The organism is Tsukamurella sp. M9C (assembly GCF_020169415.1).
Taxonomy (GTDB): domain Bacteria; phylum Actinomycetota; class Actinomycetes; order Mycobacteriales; family Mycobacteriaceae; genus Tsukamurella.
In genome coordinates, this window is record NZ_JAIULG010000034.1 from 1 (window position 1) to 16869 (window position 16869).

The window sequence follows — 16869 nt, forward strand, 5'->3', positions numbered from 1 at the left end:
CTCCTGCTCGGCTGCGCGGACATGCCCGGCCTGCGCTGGGGCGACCTGGCGCTGCGCGGCGGCCACGTCCCGTCCGAGGCGCTGGTCGCGGCGCTCCCCGGGCGTGCCGGGGCCGTCGCGGTGCTGTCGGCGGGCGGGTCGGTCGCCGCCGGGTCGCGCGACGCAGGCGGCGCTCCGTCGCCCGGGATCCCGGTCGAGGGTCTGCTCGCGGTGATCGACGCGGGCCGCCGCAGCGTGGGCGTCACCGTCGTCGACCTGCCCCGGCGGGACGACCCGGCGACGTCCGCGTGCCTCGAGGTCGCGGACGTGGTGGTCGTCGTCGCCGCTGCCACGGTGCGGGGGTGCGCCGCCGCGCGCACGGTGGCCGACGGGCTGGCGGGCCGCGCTCGGCAGGTCGGGCTGGTGGTGCGCGGTCCCGCGCCGGGCGGGCTGTCGGCGCGCGACGTCGAGCGGTCCGTCGGGGTACCGCTGCTGGCGTCGATGCGCCCGCAGCCCGGCCTGGCCGCCCAGCTCGACGACGGCGGGCTGCGGCTGCGCCGGGGTACACCGCTGGCCGTGGCGGCGGGCCGCGTGCTCGACGGCCTGCGACGGGGTGCGGCGTGACGTCCCCCGACGGCGACCTCCTGGCCCGGGTGCGGGAGCGGCTCGCGCACACGGCAGCGGTGCTCACGCCCGACGTGATGGCGGCCGCGCTTCGCGCCGAATGCGGGGGCGTGTTGGGCGATACGGACCTGCTCGACGGCCTCGCGTACCTCGAGACGGAGCTCGTCGGCGCCGGCCGACTCGAGCCCCTCCTCGCCGATCCGGACGTCGCGGACGTGCTGGTCTGTGGCCCGCGAAAGGTGTGGGTGGACCGGGGCCGGGGGCTCGAGGCCGCGGGCGTCGTCTTCGAGGACGACGACGCCGTGCGGCGCCTCGCCGCGCGGCTCGCGCTGGCGGCGGGGCGGCGGCTGGACGACGCGCAGCCCTGGGTGGACGGGCATCTGCCCGCCGGGCCGGGCGGCCGCGCCGGGAGCGGGATCCGGCTGCACGCGGTTCTGCCGCCCCTGGCGCACGACGGCACCTGCATCTCGCTGCGCGTGCTGCGGCCGGCGACGCAGACGCTCGACACGCTCATCGACGGTGGGGCGGTGCCGGGCGAGGTGGCAGACCTCGTGCGGCGGGTGGTGGCGGCCCGGCTCGCCTTCCTCGTGGTCGGCGGCACGGGTAGCGGCAAGACGACGCTGCTCAACGGCCTGCTCGGCGCGGTGGATCCGGCGGAGCGGGTGCTGTGCGTAGAGGACGCGCACGAACTCGATCCCGTTCACCCGCACGTGGTCTCGCTGCTGGCGCGGGGCGCGAACGTCGAGGGCGTCGGCGAGGTGACGGTGCGGGACCTGGTGCGGCAGGCACTGCGGATGCGGCCCGACCGCATCGTGGTCGGCGAGGTCCGCGGCGCCGAGGTGGTCGATCTGCTCACCGCCCTGAACACCGGCCACGACGGCGGTGCCGGCACCGTCCACGCCAACTCGCCGCGGGAGGTGCCCGCCCGGCTCGAAGCGCTGGCGGCGCTCGGCGGCCTCGGCCGGGAGGCGCTCCACGCCCAGCTGGCCGCGGCCTTCCAGGTGGTGTTCGCGGTGCACCGCTGGCCCTCGGGCCGGCGCGGGCTGCGCAGCATCGGCGTCGTCGACCGGGGCGACGACGGCTACGTGCGGGTGCTGGCCGCGTGGGACCGCGACGGTGGCTTCACAGCGGAGGCGGAGCGCGTGCACGCGCTGCTCGCGGAGCGGGGTGCCCCGTGACCGCTGCGATCGTCCTGCTCGCCGCGGCGGCGCTGGCCTGGCCCGGCGGTCCCGCCGCCGCGCGGCTCCGGGCGCAGTACGCGCCCGCGTCGTCGCCGGTCGCGCGGCGCTGGGGCTGGTTGGTCGTCGCGGTCCCCGTCGGTGCGCTTCTGATCGGCCCCGGTCAGGCGCTGGCGGCGGCGCTCGCCGCGGGCACCGTCCGCGATCTCCGGGCGCGGAACCGCGCAGCGCGGGAGCGGATGTCCCGGCTCTCGGCGATCCTCGCCGGCGTGGAGGCGATGGTCGCCGAGCTGTCCGTCGGCGCCCACCCCGCTGCCGCCTGCACCACCGCGGGCCGCGACGCCGACGACCCGCGCGTCCGGGCCGTCTTCGCGGAGATGGCCGGGCGGGCGGAGCTCGGCGGCGACGTGGCCGTGGGCCTCCGGGCGCACGCCGGCGAGAGCGCGGCGTGGTCCCGGATCGCCGCGGCCTGGGAGACGGGCACGCGGCACGGGATAGGCATGGGCGAGCTCCTCGCCTCCGTCCGGGAGGACCTGCGGGCGCGCGAGCGGTACGAGCGGCGGGCGCACTCGTCGCTGGCCGGGGCGCGCGCCACCGCGCAGGTGCTCGCCGCCCTTCCAGTGCTCGGCGTGGCGATGGGCCAGCTGATCGGCGCCGACCCGCTCGGCACGCTGCTCGGCACCGGCGCGGGCGGCGTCCTGCTGGTGGTCGGGACGTGTCTGACGTGCGCCGGGCTCCTCTGGTCCCGCGCCATCGCCGACGGTGCCGCCGGCACCGGATCGGGAGAGCGGTCGTGAGCGGGCACGGACCGCTCGCCGCCGCGCTGGCGTTGCTGGCGGCGGCGCTGCTCGTACTGCCGGTGGCGGCGCGCTCGGCGGTGGCGGTCACCGTCTCCGGGGAGACGGCGCGGTCGCGCGGGATGCGACTGCCGCGGCGGGCCGCGGTGCCGGACCCGTTCGAGGCCGCCGCGGCCTACGACCTGTTCGCCGTCTGTCTGCGCGCGGGTATGCCGACGGCCGACGCGGCCCGCGCCGTCGTCGCGGGCGCGCCGCCCGCGCTCGCGGAGGTGCTGGCCCGCGCGGCGGAACTGCTGGCCCTGGGCTCGGACGCCGAGGCCGCGTGGCGGACGGAGTCGGCGGACCCGCAGGTCGTCGGGCTCACCCGCATGCTCCGACGGTCCGCCCGCGCGGGTTCCTCGCCGGCCGCCGGGCTGGCGGACCTCGCGCGCACCGAACGGGCGCAGGCCGAGGACCGCGCGGTCGCGGCGGGCGAGCGGGCCGGCGTCGCAGTCGCGGGGCCGCTCGGACTGTGCTTCCTGCCGGCGTTCGTGTGCTTGGGCATCGTGCCGGTGGTGATGGGACTCGCGGGCAAGGTGCTCGGGGAGGGGCTGCTGTAGCGGTCCGACGGAAGGGGGATGGAATGTGGATTCGATTGCGATGCAGGATGACCGAGCTGATGCTGGAGGACGACGGCATGAGTACGGTCGAATACGCAATAGGCACGATAGCGGCCGCTGCCTTCGGCGCGGTGTTGTACGGGGTCGTCACCGGCGACAACATCGTCAGCGGGCTGACGGACATCATCGGCAAGGCGCTGGGCACCTCGACCGGCTAGCCGGGGACGCGGGCGCGGTCACCGTCGAGGCGGCGTTCGCCGTCGCCAGCCTGATCACCGTGTTGGTGCTGAGCGTGGGCGCGGTCGTGGGCGTCACCGCCCATGTGCGGTGTGTGGACGCCGCGCGCGAAGCGGCCCGGCTCAGCGCCCGGGGCGACGACGCCCGCGCTTCCCGCGCGGTCGAGTCGGTCGGCCCGCCGGGCGCGACGTCGACGGTGAGCCGGAGCGAAGACACGGTGACGGTGCAGGTCCGGGCCCCGGTGGCGCTGTTGCCGGGACTGACCGTCTCCGCCACGGCGGTCGCCGCCGTGGAACCGGGGGCGGCACCGTGACGGCGGGGCCGCGCGCCGCTCCGACGAGGGCCCCGCGTGGCGGGCGGGAGGACGGCGTGGCGACGGTGCTCGCCGCCGTGATGGTCGCCGCGATCGTCGTGGTGGCGGTCATGGTGGTCGACGTGGGCGCCGCCGTATCCGCCCGCCACCGCGCGCAGGCCGCGGCCGACCTGGCGGCGCTCGCCGGCGCCGCGAGCGCGATCGACGCGGAGGAGGCGTGCGCGGCGGCGGACCGTCTGGCCCGGGCGAACGCGGGATCGCTCCGGGCGTGCGGCGTGGACGGATTCGAGGTGACGGTGCGCGTGAGTGTCCCGGTCTCCCTGTCGGTCTTCGGATCCGACGAGGCCACCGCGGTCGCCCGAGCGGGCCCGGCGTGAGCGCTCTCAGCCGGCGAGGTAGCCCCACTCCGGCGCCAGCGCGGCCCACGGCCCGATCGCGGCGATCCGCCCGTCGACCAGCACCACCACCCGGTCGGCCCGGGCCAGCGCGGCCCGCTTGGACGTCGCCCCGATCACGGTGGCGCGGCGCTCGCGCAGCGCCTGCCACAGCTCGATCTCGGTCGTGGCGTCCAGCGCGCTGGACACGTCGTCGGCGAGCAGCAGCTCGGCGTCGGTGGCCAGCGCCCGCGCGAGCGCGAGCCGCTGGACCTGGCCGCCGGAGAGTCGCACGCCCCGGTGTCCGACCAGCGCGTCCCGTCCGCCCGCCGCGGCGACGTCCGATCCGAGTCGGGCGTCGGCGACGGGGCCGTCGAAGGCGCGCTCGTGGCCGAGCCGGACGTTGTCGGCGAAGGTCCCGGACAGCACCCGGGGCACCTGGGCGATGTGCGCCACCTGTCCCGGCCGCAGGAACACCTCGGCGTCGGCCACCGGCCGGCCGTTCCACAGGATCTCGCCGCGGTGCGAGACCAGGCCGGCCAGCGCCGCCAGCAGGCTCGACTTGCCGGATCCGACCTGGCCCACGAGCAGCACCAGCTCGCCGGCCGAGACGCGCAGGTCGACGTGCTCGACGCCGATCGTCCCGTCGTCGTGGACGGCGGCGACGTCGCGCAGTTCCAGCTCGGCCAGCGGAACCCGGGGCACCTCAGGGGGCTCCGGTGCGGCGCCGGCGACCAGGTCGACGCCCGGCGGCACGGTCATCAGATCCACGCCGCCGGCGAAGCGGCTCGTCTCGGCCTGCCAGGCGCGGGTGCCGGGGGCATCGGTCACGACGCTGCCGGCGACCCGGCCGAACCAGCCGAAGCCGCTGACCGCGTTGGCGACCAGCAGCGTCGTCGCCAGCTCCCAGGCCCCGCCCGCGTACGCCGCCCACGCGGCCACCACCCCGGCGCTGACCATCACGACCGGCACGCCCTCCAGGGCGGCCTGCACGCGATGCTCGGTCACGGCGGCCTGGACGCGGCCGGTGTCGACCCTGCGCAGGTGCGCCAGGACCGCGGGGGTGGTGGCGGAGAGCTTGACGGTGCGCGCCGACTCCAGTGCGGACACCAGGGCGCGGCCGAATCGGGCTCGGGCCCTGGACGCCGCCGCCGCGGACCGGCCGGCGATCGGGCGGCCGATGCTGGAGGCGACGGCGGAGGCGACGAGAACGACGAGGAGGATCCCGCCGGCTGCCCAGGTCCCGCCGAGGAGCGAGGTCGCCGCAGCGATCAGGATCCCGTTGACGAAGTCCACCCAGCGATCGGCGTACCGCGCGTAGCGGTCCGCGTCCATGGTCCGGGCGACGACCTCCCCCGGCGGGGTGCGGGGGAGGCGATGCGGTTGGGTCTGGCCGTGCAGGACCGCCATCCGGACCCGCAGCATGACCTCGATCCACCACCGCGGGTAGAGCCGGAAGGCTTCGGAGATCGCCAGCGGTGCGACGATCATTGACAGCACCACCCCCAACGTCAGCCACGTCGGCCGTTCGCCCCGGCTGATCGCCTCCACGGTCTGGCCCCAGAGAAGTCCGGTCACCGCGCCCTGCGCGCCGGTCAGCGCCGCCACGAGGAACAGGACCGCGCCGACGACACCCCAGAGCGGCCGGACCAGCAGCACGTGGACGATCCCCCGGGTCAACGACGGGCCGTTGCCGACCTCCCGGAGCGGGGGCGGCGGTCCCATCCGCCGGCGCCCCCCGACGGTGGCCTCCGGTGGCGCCGTCGGAGCCGCGGAGGACGCTCCCTCGGCCGGGGCGTCGGTCCTGCTGGCGGCGAGCAGTGCGGCGAACGGCCCGGGCACCTCGGCCAGCGCCGCCCGAGATCCCTGTTGCACGATCCGACCCCGGTCGAGCACGGCCACGAGCGGCGCCCGCTCGATGGTGGTGAGCCGGTGCGCGATCAGGATTCCGGTGCGGCCCAACAGCAACCGGTCCGACGCGGCGATCACGAGCTGCTCGGTGAGCGGGTCCATCCGCGCGGTGGCCTCGTCCAGGATCACCACATCGACGTCGCGGACCATGAGCCGACAGAACGCGACCAACTGCTCCTCACCCGCCGACAGCGTCGTTCCGCCCGGCCCGAGCGGACTGTCCACCCCGTCGGGCAGGCCGTCGACCCAGGTCTGCAGGCCGAGCCGGCGGATGGTGGCGTCGATCTGCTCGTGGGTGATCGACGGGTCGAACAGGGCGATGTTGTCGGCCAGCGACCCGATCAGGATCTCGGTCCGCTGGGTGACGACGCCGACCCGGGACCGCAGTCGGTGCAGGTCGATCCGATCGATGTCCATCCCGTTGAGGAAGACGGTTCCCGCCGGGGGATCGACGGCGCGCGACAGGAGCGCCGCCAGTGTCGACTTGCCGGACCCGGTCCGCCCGACCAGGGCGACGGTCCGCCCCGCGGGGATCGTGAGGTCGATCCCGCTCAGCGCGAATGTGCCTTCGGCGTAACTGAAGTCGAGGTCGCGGATCTCGATGCTCACGCCCGGATCGCCGTCGGGGGTGGGGATGTCCGCGCCGCCCTCGGGCTCCGGCGCGGAGGCGAGCATCTGCCGGATCCGGATGACCGCACCCATCCCTGCCTGCAGATCGGGCAGTTGCTCGGCCAGCTGGGCCACCTGACCGACGAACATCGAGGTCACCAGGAACAGGGTGACCAGCCGGGCGACCGACATCGAGCCGTCGACCGCCAGCGCGATTCCGGTGACCGCGATCCCGGCGAGCAGGCCGTGCAGCAACAGTCCGGCGCGGCGCGCCAGCCGCGTTTCGACGCTGACGACGTCGTAGAACCGGGCGTGGATGACGGCCGAGAGTCGTGCCAGCCGGGCGATCGAATGCGACTGGCCCAGGCTGGTGCGCAGGTCGTCGCGGCCGGCGATGCCCTCCTCCAGGGCGGCCGCCTGGTCCGTCCACGCGATCTCCTCGATCACCTTGCGGCGCGCGATCTCGCCGAGCAGTCGCCGGATGGCGAACCAGGTGACGGCCGCGAGGATCGGGAACAGGAGGAACGCCGGCCACCACGAGACGCCGGCGATGATCCAGATCGGCAGGCACGACGCGACCGTGCGGAACAGCGACCACAACTGCCAGCGCGCCAGGTTGCCGATCTCGTGGGTGTCGTCGTCGACCCGGTCGAGGATCTCGCCCACCGCCTGCTCGGTGAGCACCGACAGGGGCTGACGCATCGCCGACTGCAGGACGTCGTCGCGCAGTGCGCCCTCGGCGCGGTCGACCACTCCGACCCAGGCGATCTTGCCGACCGATTCGATCACCGCCGCCCCCAGCAGGCACACCGCCAGCGCGACGATCAGGTGGCCTGCCGGGTTCTCCGCCAGCCGGCCGGCGAACACCGTGCCGGCGGCGGAGCCGAGCGCGGCCACCCAGACGGCGACGATCGCGCCGACCGCCACGGGGCTGCGAAGCCGCCGCCAGGTCACCTGGCGTTCGGGGCTGATCGGCGGGATCGGCGGCGTCGAGGTCGGCGCGGCGGAAAGGGTCGAACTGGACATCGTAGGTCCACGGTAGAGCGCGCCGTCCGCCGCTGTCGCGTCCTTTTCCGGCCCGCCGAACCGGCGCCGTGCGCTGCGAAGCAATGCGCCGGCACGTCGTGAATCCCGTGCGTTCAGCCCTCGATCAGGGCGTCGGCGTAGTGGCGTGCCGAGACGCGGTAGTAGGAGAGACGGTTCGCGAGGGCGTGGATCGTGGCGGCGAGCGCTTCCCGGTCGCGTCCCAGGTCCGCGAGCATCAGGGCGCGGAAGACGACGACGGCGTCGTCGAGCCCGTCCCCGCGATCGGTATCGAGCGCCGCGAGCAGGCGCAGGCCGTCCTCCGGTTCGCCGAGGTTGCGGAGCGAGCTCGCGAGCTGGATCGTGGCCTGACGCGCGCGGTGGTCGTCGAGTCCCGCCTCCAGCGCCGCGTGGTACCCGGCCACGGCGAGGTCCGGTCGATCGAGCGCGTCGTGCGCGCCCGCCACCTCGAACCGGCGGACGCCCTCGGGAACCTCGGGGGCGGCGACGGCGCGCTCCATCCGGGCGAGGAACGCGGCCGGCTCGTCGGTGTCCAGGTATCCCCAGATCGCCTCGATGTCGTCCTCCCACGCCATCCGATCAGTCGTCACCCCGCCACCGTAGTTCCCGATCGTCGGCGACGTGCTGCGCGCCGCCGACGACCGGCGCACACTGGGGCGATGGCGTACGACGAGGGGCTGGCGGACAGGATCCGGGACGCGATCGCCGGGCAGCCCGGTGTGGTGGAGAAGCGCATGTTCGGCGGGCTGGCGTTCCTCGTCGACGGGCACATGGCGATCGCCGCGAACAGCAAGGGCGAGGCCATGGTGCACCTGGACCCGGACGCCGCCGACGAACTGCTCGGGCCGCACGTCACGCGCACCGTCATGCGGGGGCGCGAGATGCGCGGCTGGCTCGACCTCGATGCGGAGGCGACCGCCTCGGACACCGAGCTCGCGGAGTGGGTGCGGCGCACCGTCGACTACGCGCGGTCCCTGCCGCCCAGGTGACTCAGCCCGCGGCCACGGCGGCGAGCACCAGGTCCAGCACGAGGACGGCGCCCTCCTTGTCGAGCGGGTCGTTCCCGTTGCCGCACTTGGGGGACTGCACGCACGAGGGGCAGCCCGACGGGCACTCGCACGCCGCGACGGCGTCCCGCGTCGCCACGAGCCACGTCGCCAGGGACTCGTAGCCGCGCTCGGCGAAGCCCGCCCCGCCGGGGTAGCCGTCGTAGACGAAGATCGACGGCAGGCCGGTGTCGTCGTGCAGCGCCGTCGAGAGCCCGCCGATGTCCCAGCGGTCGCACGACGCGACGAGCGGCAGCAGGCCGATCGCCGCGTGCTCGGCGGCGTGCAGCGCCCCCGGCCAGCGTTCCGGGACCAGGCCCGCCGATTCGAGCACCTCCGGGGTCAGCGTGATCAGGGCGGCGCGGGTGGCCAGCGTGGTCTCCGGCAGGTCCAGCTCGACGGCGTCCATCACCTCGCCGCTGCGCAGCGTCCGCAGGTAGCCGACCACGCGGCTGGTCACCTCGACGGAGACGAACCGCGCGGTCACGTCGCCCAGCACCTCGGTCTCGTGCACCGCGGTGACGTGCACGTCGAGGTCCTCGCGCGCCGACGTGGTCCACTCCGGCTCCTCCGCGTGCACGAGCGCCAGTCCGTCGTCGAGGTCCAGCTCGTCCACCACGTACGACTCGCCCTGGTGCACGTGCACCGCTCCCTGGTGCACCGTCGAGAGCGCCCGCGTGAAGTCGACGGTCCCGAGCAGCCGCCCGGTCGTCTCCTCGACGATGAGGATCTCGCTGCCCGCCCCGCCCCGGATGTTCACGCCCGCATGCGGATCGATCCCGGCGGCCAGGAAGTAGCCCGCGGGCCGCTCGCGCAGCAGTCCGTCGGCCACCAGCCGGCCCACGACGTCGACGGCGCCGAGCGTGCCGACCTCCGCACGGCTCAGCGGGATCTCGCTCGCCGCGCACAACAGCTGCGGCCCGAGCACGTACGGATTCCACGGGTCGGTGATCGTCGCCTCCACCGGCCGCCCGAGCAGCGACTCGGGATGGTGGACCAGGTAGGTGTCCAGCGGATCGTCGCGGGCGATCAGCAGGATCAGCGAGCCCTGCCCGCGCCGCCCGCTGCGCCCCGCCTGCTGCCAGAACGAGGCGACGGTGCCGGGGAACCCGGCCATGAGCACCGCGTCCAGGCCGGCGATGTCCACGCCCAGCTCCAACGCGTTCGTCGTGGCCACGCCGAGCAGCGCCCCGTCGTTGAGGCCCTGCTCGAGCCGGCGTCGGTCGTCCGCGAGGTAGCCCGCTCGGTAGGCGGCGATCCGCTCCGCCAGCTCGGGCGTCGCCTCGGCGAGCATCCGCCGGGCCGAGAGCGCGACGGTCTCCGCGGACCGTCGGGACCGGACGAACGCGAGCGTGCGCGCCCCCTCGACCACCAGGTCGGACAGCATCCGCGCCGCCTCCGTGGTGGCGGGGCGCCGCACGGGCGCCCCGTTCTCGCCCTCCAGGTCGGGCAGCAGCGGCGGCTCCCACAGGGCGACGGTCCGCGGCCCGTGCGGGGACGAATCCTCGGTGACCGCAACGCAGTCCGCGCCGATGAGCCGCGACGCGGCGCCCGCGGGATCGGAGGTGGTCGCGGACGCGCAGATCACGGTGGGGGTGCTGCCGTACTTCGCCGCCACCCGCAGCAGGCGCCGCAGGACGAGGGCGGTGTGCGAGCCGAAGACCCCGCGGTAGTGATGGCACTCGTCGACCACCACGTACCGCAGGCCGCGGAGGAAGCGGGCCCACTTCGCGTGCCGCGGAAGCAATCCCACGTGCAGCATGTCCGGGTTGGTGAACACCCACCGGCTGTCGGAGCGCGCCCAGCGGCGCATCTCCTGCGAGGTGTCGCCGTCGTACATGGCGGGCGAGGCGTCGTTCGGGCCGTAGTCGGTGGTCAGGCGCACCGCGGCCCGGTGCTGATCGGTGCCGAGCGCCTTCGTCGGCGACAGGTAGAGCACCGTTGCGCGGGGGTCCTCCGCGAGGGCCGCGAGCACCGGTAGCTGGTAGGCGAGGGACTTGCCCGAGGCGGTCCCCGTCGAGATCACGACGTGCCGGCCCGCGTGCGCGTGCTCAGCGGCCGCCGCCTGGTGGCGCCACGGCTCCCGGACACCCTCGTCGACGAGCCCCTCCCGCACCCGCGGCGGGACCCAGGTCGGCCAGGGGGCGAATTCCGCTCGGCGTGACGGGATGTCCGCCACGTGGGTCAGGCTCTCGGCGCCGGACCCCGAACCGGCCATGACCCGGTCCAGCAGCTCCCTGCCGAAGGTGTTGTGCTCCACCGTGATAGCCCCCGCATCGACCCGGCGTCCGTCGGGCCGCGCGGGCCGCGGACGCGCCGATCGTCCAGTCTAACCGCGCCGAGAACGGACCGTCGTCCGGTGGGACGGCGGGTGAACGGAAGGCGAAATCGCGCCGCCCGCTGTTGCTCGATGGGAAATCGTGATTGACTGTATGCGGTCGCAGCTCCCGCCGGGGGTCCGAAGGGACCATCGGGGGATCGATGTTGCGGGCGTGGTACTGAAGGTTTTTGTGTGCGGTCTCCGCAAACGGCTCCAGAAAGTATGGCGGCCGGAACCGGCCAGGAGTCGCGCCCCACAGGGGGAACGGTTCCTACACCGGTAGGTAGACAAGTTAGGAAACATCTCAATGGCACAGGGAACTGTGAAGTGGTTCAACGCGGAGAAGGGCTTCGGCTTCATCGCACCGGCCGACGGCTCGGATGACGTGTTCGTCCACTACTCGGAGATCCAGGGCAACGGCTTCCGTACCCTCGAGGAGAACCAGCTCGTGGAGTTCGAGGTCGGCCAGGGCACCAAGGGCCCGCAGGCCACCGGCGTCCGCGCTCTCTAAGAAACCTCGCACCACGCGATAAGAGTTTCTCGCAGCACCCCTCCGCCCTCGGGTGGAGGGGTGCTGTGCATTTCTCGGCCCGTTCGCCGTGTCGACGGTGCCGCCGCACCACGGCCCTCTAGGCTCATCACGTGTCCCAACTGTCACTCTTCTCCGCCGAGCAGACCGAGCCGTCGCCCCGCGACCTCGCCGGCCTGCTCGCCTCGACGGGGCAGATCGTGCAGGTGGGTGGGAGCGCGCGGGTCTCGGTGGTCGTCGCCGATCCGTGGCGCGCCGAGGCGATCGCCGTGATGATCGAGGAGGCCGGCCTGCGGCCGCAGCTCGACACCTCCGAGGAGGGGAATCCGCTGGTCCGGACCCTCGCGGCGCCGGAACTGCAGCCGATGGCCGTCGCCTGGACGCGCGGCGCGGCCAAGACGGCACCGTCGACCTGGGTCCCCGGCCCGCGCGCGCTGCGGGCCTGGGCACTCGCGGGCGGCGACGTGGACGGCGTGCACTACCTCCTCGCGCTCGACCAGCACGCGCCGGAGAGCGCCCCCGTGCTGGCGACGGCCCTCATGCGGGCGGGCGTCGCGCCCACCCTGGTGGGCACGAGGGGGACGAAACCGGCGCTGCGGGTGTCCGGGCACCGTCGGCTCCTGCGACTGCGGGAGAGCATCGGCGACCCGCCCGCGCACCCCGAGGCGGCCGCCCACTGGCCGCAGCCCTGACGCCCCGATCGGACCCGTCCAGCGGAATCCATGAGGCGTGCAGCGGCCCCTGTATATAAGGTGGGGCCCGAGGTGCGGCAGAATGGGCACCGGAGTGGCCGCCTACGTCGCAAGTGACGCGAGGGGTCGAGGTGGTGACGCAGGTGCCACCGGAACAGATCAGGAGGGTCCATGGCGGCACGAGGGAAGGCAGCAGCTGGAGACGGCCTGCATCGTCTGGTGATCGTGGAGTCCCCCGCCAAGGGCAAGAAGATCGGCGACTTCCTCGGCCCGGACTACACAGTCCGCGCGTCGATGGGCCACATCCGCGACCTCCCCAGCCGCGACAACCCGCTGCCCGAGGCCGACCAGGGCAAGCCCTGGGCCCGCCTCGGCGTCGACGTGGACCACGACTTCGAGGCCCACTACGTCACCTCCGCCAGCAAGCGCTCCACCGTCTCCGAGCTGAAGTCCCTGCTCAAGCAGGCCGACGAGCTCTACCTCGCGACAGATGGTGACCGCGAGGGCGAGGCCATCGCGTGGCACCTGCAGGAGGTGCTCAAGCCCAAGGTCCCGGTCAAGCGGATGGTCTTCCACGAGATCACCCAGCAGGCCATCCAGGCCGCCGCGGAGGAGCCGCGCGAGCTCGACATGAACCTCGTCGACGCGCAGGAGACCCGCCGCATCCTCGACCGCCTCTACGGCTACGAGGTCAGCCCGGTGCTGTGGCGCAAGGTCAACCAGGGCCTGTCCGCCGGCCGCGTGCAGTCCGTCGCGACCCGCATCATCGTCGACCGGGAGCGCGAGCGCATCGCCTTCCGCACCGCCGGGTACTGGGACATCGCCGCGCAGCTCGACGCCGGCGCCGAGGCCACCCCGCGCACCTTCGGCGCGCGCCTCGTGACCGTCGACGGCGACCGCGTCGCCACCGGCCGCGACTTCGACGCGCAGGGGCAGCTCAAGAAGCCCACCGGGATCACTGTGCTCGACGGTGCCCGGGCGAACGCCCTGGTCGCCGGCCTGCAGGGTGCGAACCTGACGGTGACCTCCGTCGAGGAGAAGCCCTACACCCGCAAGCCCTACGCGCCGTTCATGACCTCGACGCTGCAGCAGGAGGCGAGCCGCAAGCTGCGGTTCAACACCGACCGCACCATGCAGATCGCGCAGCGCCTCTACGAGGGCGGCTACATCACCTACATGCGTACGGACTCGACCACGCTGTCGGAGACCGCGATCGCCGCGGCCCGCGAGCAGGCCGGACAGCTGTACGGCCCCGAGTTCGTGCACCCGACCCCGCGGCAGTACACCCGCAAGGTCAAGAACGCGCAGGAGGCGCACGAGGCGATCCGCCCCGCGGGCGAGACCTTCCAGACGCCGGGCGCGCTGGCGTCGGTGCTGAACTCGGACGAGTTCCGGCTCTACGAGCTGATCTGGCAGCGGACCGTCGCCTCGCAGATGGCCGACGTCAAGGGCACCACCCTGAGCCTGCGCATCGGCGGCGCCGCCTCGACCGGCGAGAGCGTCGAGTTCGCCGCCTCGGGCCGCACCATCACCTTCCCCGGCTTCCTCTCCGCGTACGTCGAGACCGTCGACGACCAGGCCGGCGGCGAGGCCGACGACGCCGAGTCGCGGCTCCCGCATCTGGTCAAGGGCCAGGCCATCACAGCCGCCGAGCTGGCCGCCGCCGACCACGTCACCAGCCCGCCCGCCCGCTACACCGAGGCCTCGCTGGTCAAGACCCTCGAAGAGCTGGGCATCGGCCGACCGTCGACCTACGCCTCGATCATCAAGACCATCCAGGACCGCGGCTACGTCGTGAAGAAGGGCAACGCCCTCGTCCCGCAGTGGGTGGCGTTCGCCGTGATCGGGCTGCTCGAGGGCCACTTCGGCGGCCTCGTCGACTACAACTTCACCGCGTCGATGGAGGACGATCTCGACGAGATCGCCGGCGGCCGCGAGGGCCGGGTCGACTGGCTCACCCGGTTCTACTTCGGCGACGGCGGGCCCGAGGGCGACGGTGCCGCGGTCGCCGGTGCCGACGGTCCCGGCCCGGACAGCCCCGGCCTGAAGAACCTCGTCGCCGCGAACCTCGACGCGATCGACGCCCGCGCGGTCAACTCGATCCCCCTCTACACCGACACGGACGGCAACGTCGTCTACGTGCGCGTGGGCCGCTACGGCCCGTACCTGGAGCGCACCGTCACCGGCGAGAAGGGCGAGCCGGAGGTCCAGCGCGCCAACATCCTGGCGGCGATGACCCCCGACGAGCTGACCGAGGAGGTCGCGGAGAAGCTGTTCGCGACCCCGCAGGACGGCCGCCCGCTGGGCATCGACCCGGCGACGGGCCACGAGATCGTCGCCAAGGAGGGCCGCTTCGGCCCGTACGTCACCGAGATCCTGCCGGAGCCCGAGAAGGACCCCGAGGCGGAGGACCTGGACGCCGAGGCTGCGAAGCCCAAGACCCGGAAGAAGAAGGCCGACGCGCCGAAGCCGCGCACCGGTTCGCTGCTCAAGACCATGGACATCGAGACCGTGACCCTCGAGGATGCGCTGCGGCTGCTGTCGCTGCCCCGCGTCGTGGGCGTCGATCCCGAGTCCAAGGAGGAGATCACCGCCCAGAACGGCCGCTACGGGCCGTACCTGAAGAAGGGCACCGACTCCCGCTCGCTGGCCACCGAGGACCAGATGTTCACGGTGACCCTCGAGGAGGCGCTCAAGCTGTACGCGGAGCCCAAGCGACGGGGCCGCGGCGCCGCCGCCGCGCCGCCGCTGCGCGAGCTCGGCAACGACCCCGTCTCCGGCACCGCGATGGTGATCAAGGATGGCCGGTTCGGCCCCTACGTGACCGACGGCGAGACCAACGCCTCGCTCCGCAAGGGCGACGAGGTCGCGACCATCACCGACGAGCGCGCCTCCGAGCTGCTCGCGGACCGTCGCGCCCGGGGGCCGGTGAAGAAGAAGGCCACCAAGAAGGCGGCGGCCAAGAAGGCGCCCGCGAAGAAGGCACCGGCCAAGAAGGCCGCGGCGAAGAAGACGGCGGCCAAGAAGACCACTGCGAAGAAGACGGTCGCCAAGAAGACCACGCCCGCGAAGAAGGCGCCCGCCGCGGCGCCCGCGGACGAGACCGTCTGATCAGTCGTCGACGGGGCGCGCCAGCCGCGTGAGCTGGCCGCGCCCGCGGAGCTCGATGGCCTCGCCGAGCACCCACAGGGCCTGCTCGGCGGGCGTCGCGGCCTCGACCGCGCGCCCGGCCGCGAGCAGCGACGAGGGCTCGGACTTCGCGATCTCGGTGATCCGCGCGGCCTCGTTCACTGGGTCGCCGATCACCGTGTACTCGAACCGGGCCTTCGCGCCGATGTGCCCGGCGACCACCTGACCGGCGGAGACGCCGATGCCGAAGCCGGTGCCGCCGAGCACGTCACCGAGCTGGATCCGCATCTCGCGGGCCGCGGCCAGCGCGGCGCCCGCGGCGTCCGGGTGGGGCAGCGGGGCGCCGAAGATGGCGAGCGCCGCGTCGCCCTGGAACTTGTTGACGAAGCCGCCGTGCAGGTCGACGAGGTCGACGACCACCTTGAAGAAGTCGTTGAGCAGGTCCACGACGGCGGCGGGCTCCTCGGTGACGGCGATCTTCGTCGAGCCCACGAGGTCGACGAACAGCACGCTGACCTCGTTGATCTCGCCACCCAGGTGCGTGCCGTGCTCGAGGGCCTGCCGCGCGACGTCCTGCCCGACGTACCGGCCGAACATGTCGCGCATCCGCTGCCGCTCGGCGAGGTCGTGCACCATGTCGTTGAAGCCGGCCTGCAGCAGCCCCAGCTCACTCGAGTCGTAGATCTTCACGGAGGCGGCGAAGTCGCCGTCGCGGACCTTGCGCTGCGCCTGGAAGAGGTCGCGGATCGGGTCGCCGATGGACTTCGCGGCCCGGACGGTGCCGAGCAGGCCCGCGCCGAGCGCCACCACGGACAGCAGCAGCACCGGGTTGATCAGGGTCGGGGCGTCGGGGTCGATGATGCCCGACTCCTGCGAGACGACGACCATGATGATGCCGACGATCGGCGTCGCCGTGCCGAGCACCCAGCTGAGCAGGATGCGGGTGGTCACGGACAGGCCCGCGGAGCCCTGCGGCTCCTGCGCCAGCGCCGCGACCGTGATGGGCCGCAGCACCCGCTCGGTCTGCATGTAGCTGAGCGCGCACGTCGTGGTGGCACCCAGCAGTACCGTCAGCGCGACGACGATCCGGATGCCGCCCGGCGAGTTGTAGTTGATGACCACGAAGATGCCGCCGCCGATGAGCCAGAAGATCGCCTGCATGAGGGCCATGCGCAGCGGAATGGCGAGGGCCCGGCGGGAGATCTCGGGGTCGTACGGGGCGCTGCGCCGGTGCCAGCGCAGCACCGGGAGCACCAGCTTGAGCCCGATCAGCATGCCGAGCACGCTCGCGACCACCAGGTAGGTGATGAAGACCAGCAGGTTGACGCCGCTGATCTCCTGAAGCTGCACGGACTGCTGCACGGGCAGCGCGAACCGGAGGAAACCGAAGACGAAGACCGCGCCCAGGATGTTCGACCGCAGGATGTCCAGCGCGAAGATCGGCCAGGGGGTCTTGGCGAGCCACCGCGCCAGTCGCATAGCGCGACT

General features: G+C 73.7%; 13 protein-coding genes and 2 pseudogenes. 11 read left to right on the forward strand and 4 right to left on the reverse strand.

Annotated elements, in window-relative coordinates; all coding sequences use genetic code 11:
* The 7 genes and pseudogenes from LB823_RS15860 to LB823_RS15890 all read left to right on the forward strand — a co-directional run.
* Positions 1-603: pseudogene (locus LB823_RS15860) on the forward strand (AAA family ATPase); the annotation flags it as partial.
* Positions 600-1781 (forward strand): TadA family conjugal transfer-associated ATPase, encoded by a 1182-nt coding sequence (locus LB823_RS15865; protein WP_224648424.1) that lies wholly within the window; start codon positions 600-602, stop codon positions 1779-1781. The pseudogene LB823_RS15860 and the gene LB823_RS15865, both read left to right, overlap by 4 nt.
* Positions 1778-2578 carry a type II secretion system F family protein gene (locus LB823_RS15870; RefSeq protein WP_224648436.1) on the forward strand — a complete coding sequence of 267 codons (801 nt, stop codon included), beginning with the start codon at positions 1778-1780 and terminating at the stop codon, positions 2576-2578. The genes LB823_RS15865 and LB823_RS15870 overlap by 4 nt, the downstream gene beginning before the upstream one ends.
* Positions 2575-3177 carry a type II secretion system F family protein gene (locus tag LB823_RS15875; RefSeq protein ID WP_224648438.1) on the forward strand — a complete coding sequence of 201 codons (603 nt, stop codon included), beginning with the start codon at positions 2575-2577 and terminating at the stop codon, positions 3175-3177. The genes LB823_RS15870 and LB823_RS15875 overlap by 4 nt, the downstream gene beginning before the upstream one ends.
* 23 nt (positions 3178-3200) lie before the next feature.
* Positions 3201-3395: a DUF4244 domain-containing protein gene (locus tag LB823_RS15880; protein ID WP_224648440.1), complete on the forward strand. Its 195-nt coding sequence runs from the start codon at positions 3201-3203 to the stop codon at positions 3393-3395.
* 35 nt (positions 3396-3430) lie between these two features.
* A pseudogene (locus LB823_RS15885) lies at positions 3431-3727 on the forward strand (TadE family type IV pilus minor pilin); the annotation flags it as partial.
* Positions 3728-3783: 56 nt separating this feature from the next.
* Positions 3784-4104, forward strand: coding sequence for an Rv3654c family TadE-like protein (locus LB823_RS15890; protein WP_224648442.1), 321 nt, complete (start codon positions 3784-3786; stop codon positions 4102-4104).
* A gap of 6 nt (positions 4105-4110) precedes the next feature.
* Here LB823_RS15890 and LB823_RS15895 read toward each other — a convergent pair whose 3' ends face one another.
* Together LB823_RS15895 and LB823_RS15900 are read right to left on the reverse strand one after the other, a co-directional pair.
* The gene (locus LB823_RS15895) at positions 4111-7647 is read right to left on the reverse strand and encodes an ATP-binding cassette domain-containing protein (RefSeq protein WP_224648444.1); all 3537 of its coding nucleotides are present in this window, start codon (positions 7645-7647) and stop codon (positions 4111-4113) included.
* Positions 7648-7760: 113 nt separating this feature from the next.
* Positions 7761-8255: a tetratricopeptide repeat protein gene (locus LB823_RS15900; protein ID WP_224648447.1), complete on the reverse strand. Its 495-nt coding sequence runs from the start codon at positions 8253-8255 to the stop codon at positions 7761-7763.
* A gap of 69 nt (positions 8256-8324) precedes the next feature.
* Between LB823_RS15900 and LB823_RS15905 the strand changes: the two genes are divergently transcribed.
* Entirely contained in the window at positions 8325-8654 is a 330-nt protein-coding gene (locus LB823_RS15905) for a TfoX/Sxy family protein (protein WP_224648449.1), read from the forward strand.
* A 1-nt stretch (position 8655) separates the two neighbouring features.
* Here LB823_RS15905 and LB823_RS15910 read toward each other — a convergent pair whose 3' ends face one another.
* Positions 8656-10929, reverse strand: coding sequence for a DEAD/DEAH box helicase (locus LB823_RS15910; RefSeq protein WP_224648557.1), 2274 nt, complete (start codon positions 10927-10929; stop codon positions 8656-8658).
* 409 nt (positions 10930-11338) lie between these two features.
* Here LB823_RS15910 and LB823_RS15915 point away from each other — a divergent pair, with 409 nt between their 5' ends.
* The 3 genes from LB823_RS15915 (at position 11339) to topA (ending at position 15363) form a co-directional block, all read left to right on the forward strand.
* Positions 11339-11542, forward strand: a complete 204-nt coding sequence (locus tag LB823_RS15915; RefSeq protein ID WP_068523077.1) for a cold-shock protein — start codon at positions 11339-11341, stop codon at positions 11540-11542.
* A gap of 131 nt (positions 11543-11673) precedes the next feature.
* Positions 11674-12252, forward strand: a complete 579-nt coding sequence (locus tag LB823_RS15920; protein ID WP_224648451.1) for a hypothetical protein — start codon at positions 11674-11676, stop codon at positions 12250-12252.
* A 171-nt stretch (positions 12253-12423) separates the two neighbouring features.
* Positions 12424-15363 carry a type I DNA topoisomerase gene (topA, locus tag LB823_RS15925; protein ID WP_224648453.1) on the forward strand — a complete coding sequence of 980 codons (2940 nt, stop codon included), beginning with the start codon at positions 12424-12426 and terminating at the stop codon, positions 15361-15363.
* On the opposite strand, the gene LB823_RS15930 is transcribed toward topA, so the two are convergent.
* Entirely contained in the window at positions 15364-16860 is a 1497-nt protein-coding gene (locus tag LB823_RS15930) for an adenylate/guanylate cyclase domain-containing protein (protein ID WP_224648455.1), read from the reverse strand.
* Between the last annotated feature and the right edge of the window lie 9 nt (positions 16861-16869).

Bases quoted from the DNA above. Each gene is read 5' to 3' on its own strand.
- LB823_RS15930 (WP_224648455.1), bottom strand. From the start codon at position 16,860: ATGCGACTGGCGCGGTGGCTCGCCAAGACCCCCTGGCCGATCTTCGCG.
- LB823_RS15880 (WP_224648440.1), top strand. From the start codon at position 3,201: ATGTGGATTCGATTGCGATGCAGGATGACCGAGCTGATGCTGGAGGAC.
- LB823_RS15910 (WP_224648557.1), bottom strand. From the start codon at position 10,929: ATGGCCGGTTCGGGGTCCGGCGCCGAGAGCCTGACCCACGTGGCGGAC.
- LB823_RS15915 (WP_068523077.1), top strand. From the start codon at position 11,339: ATGGCACAGGGAACTGTGAAGTGGTTCAACGCGGAGAAGGGCTTCGGC.
- LB823_RS15905 (WP_224648449.1), top strand. From the start codon at position 8,325: ATGGCGTACGACGAGGGGCTGGCGGACAGGATCCGGGACGCGATCGCC.
- topA (WP_224648453.1), top strand. From the start codon at position 12,424: ATGGCGGCACGAGGGAAGGCAGCAGCTGGAGACGGCCTGCATCGTCTG.
- LB823_RS15895 (WP_224648444.1), bottom strand. From the start codon at position 7,647: ATGTCCAGTTCGACCCTTTCCGCCGCGCCGACCTCGACGCCGCCGATC.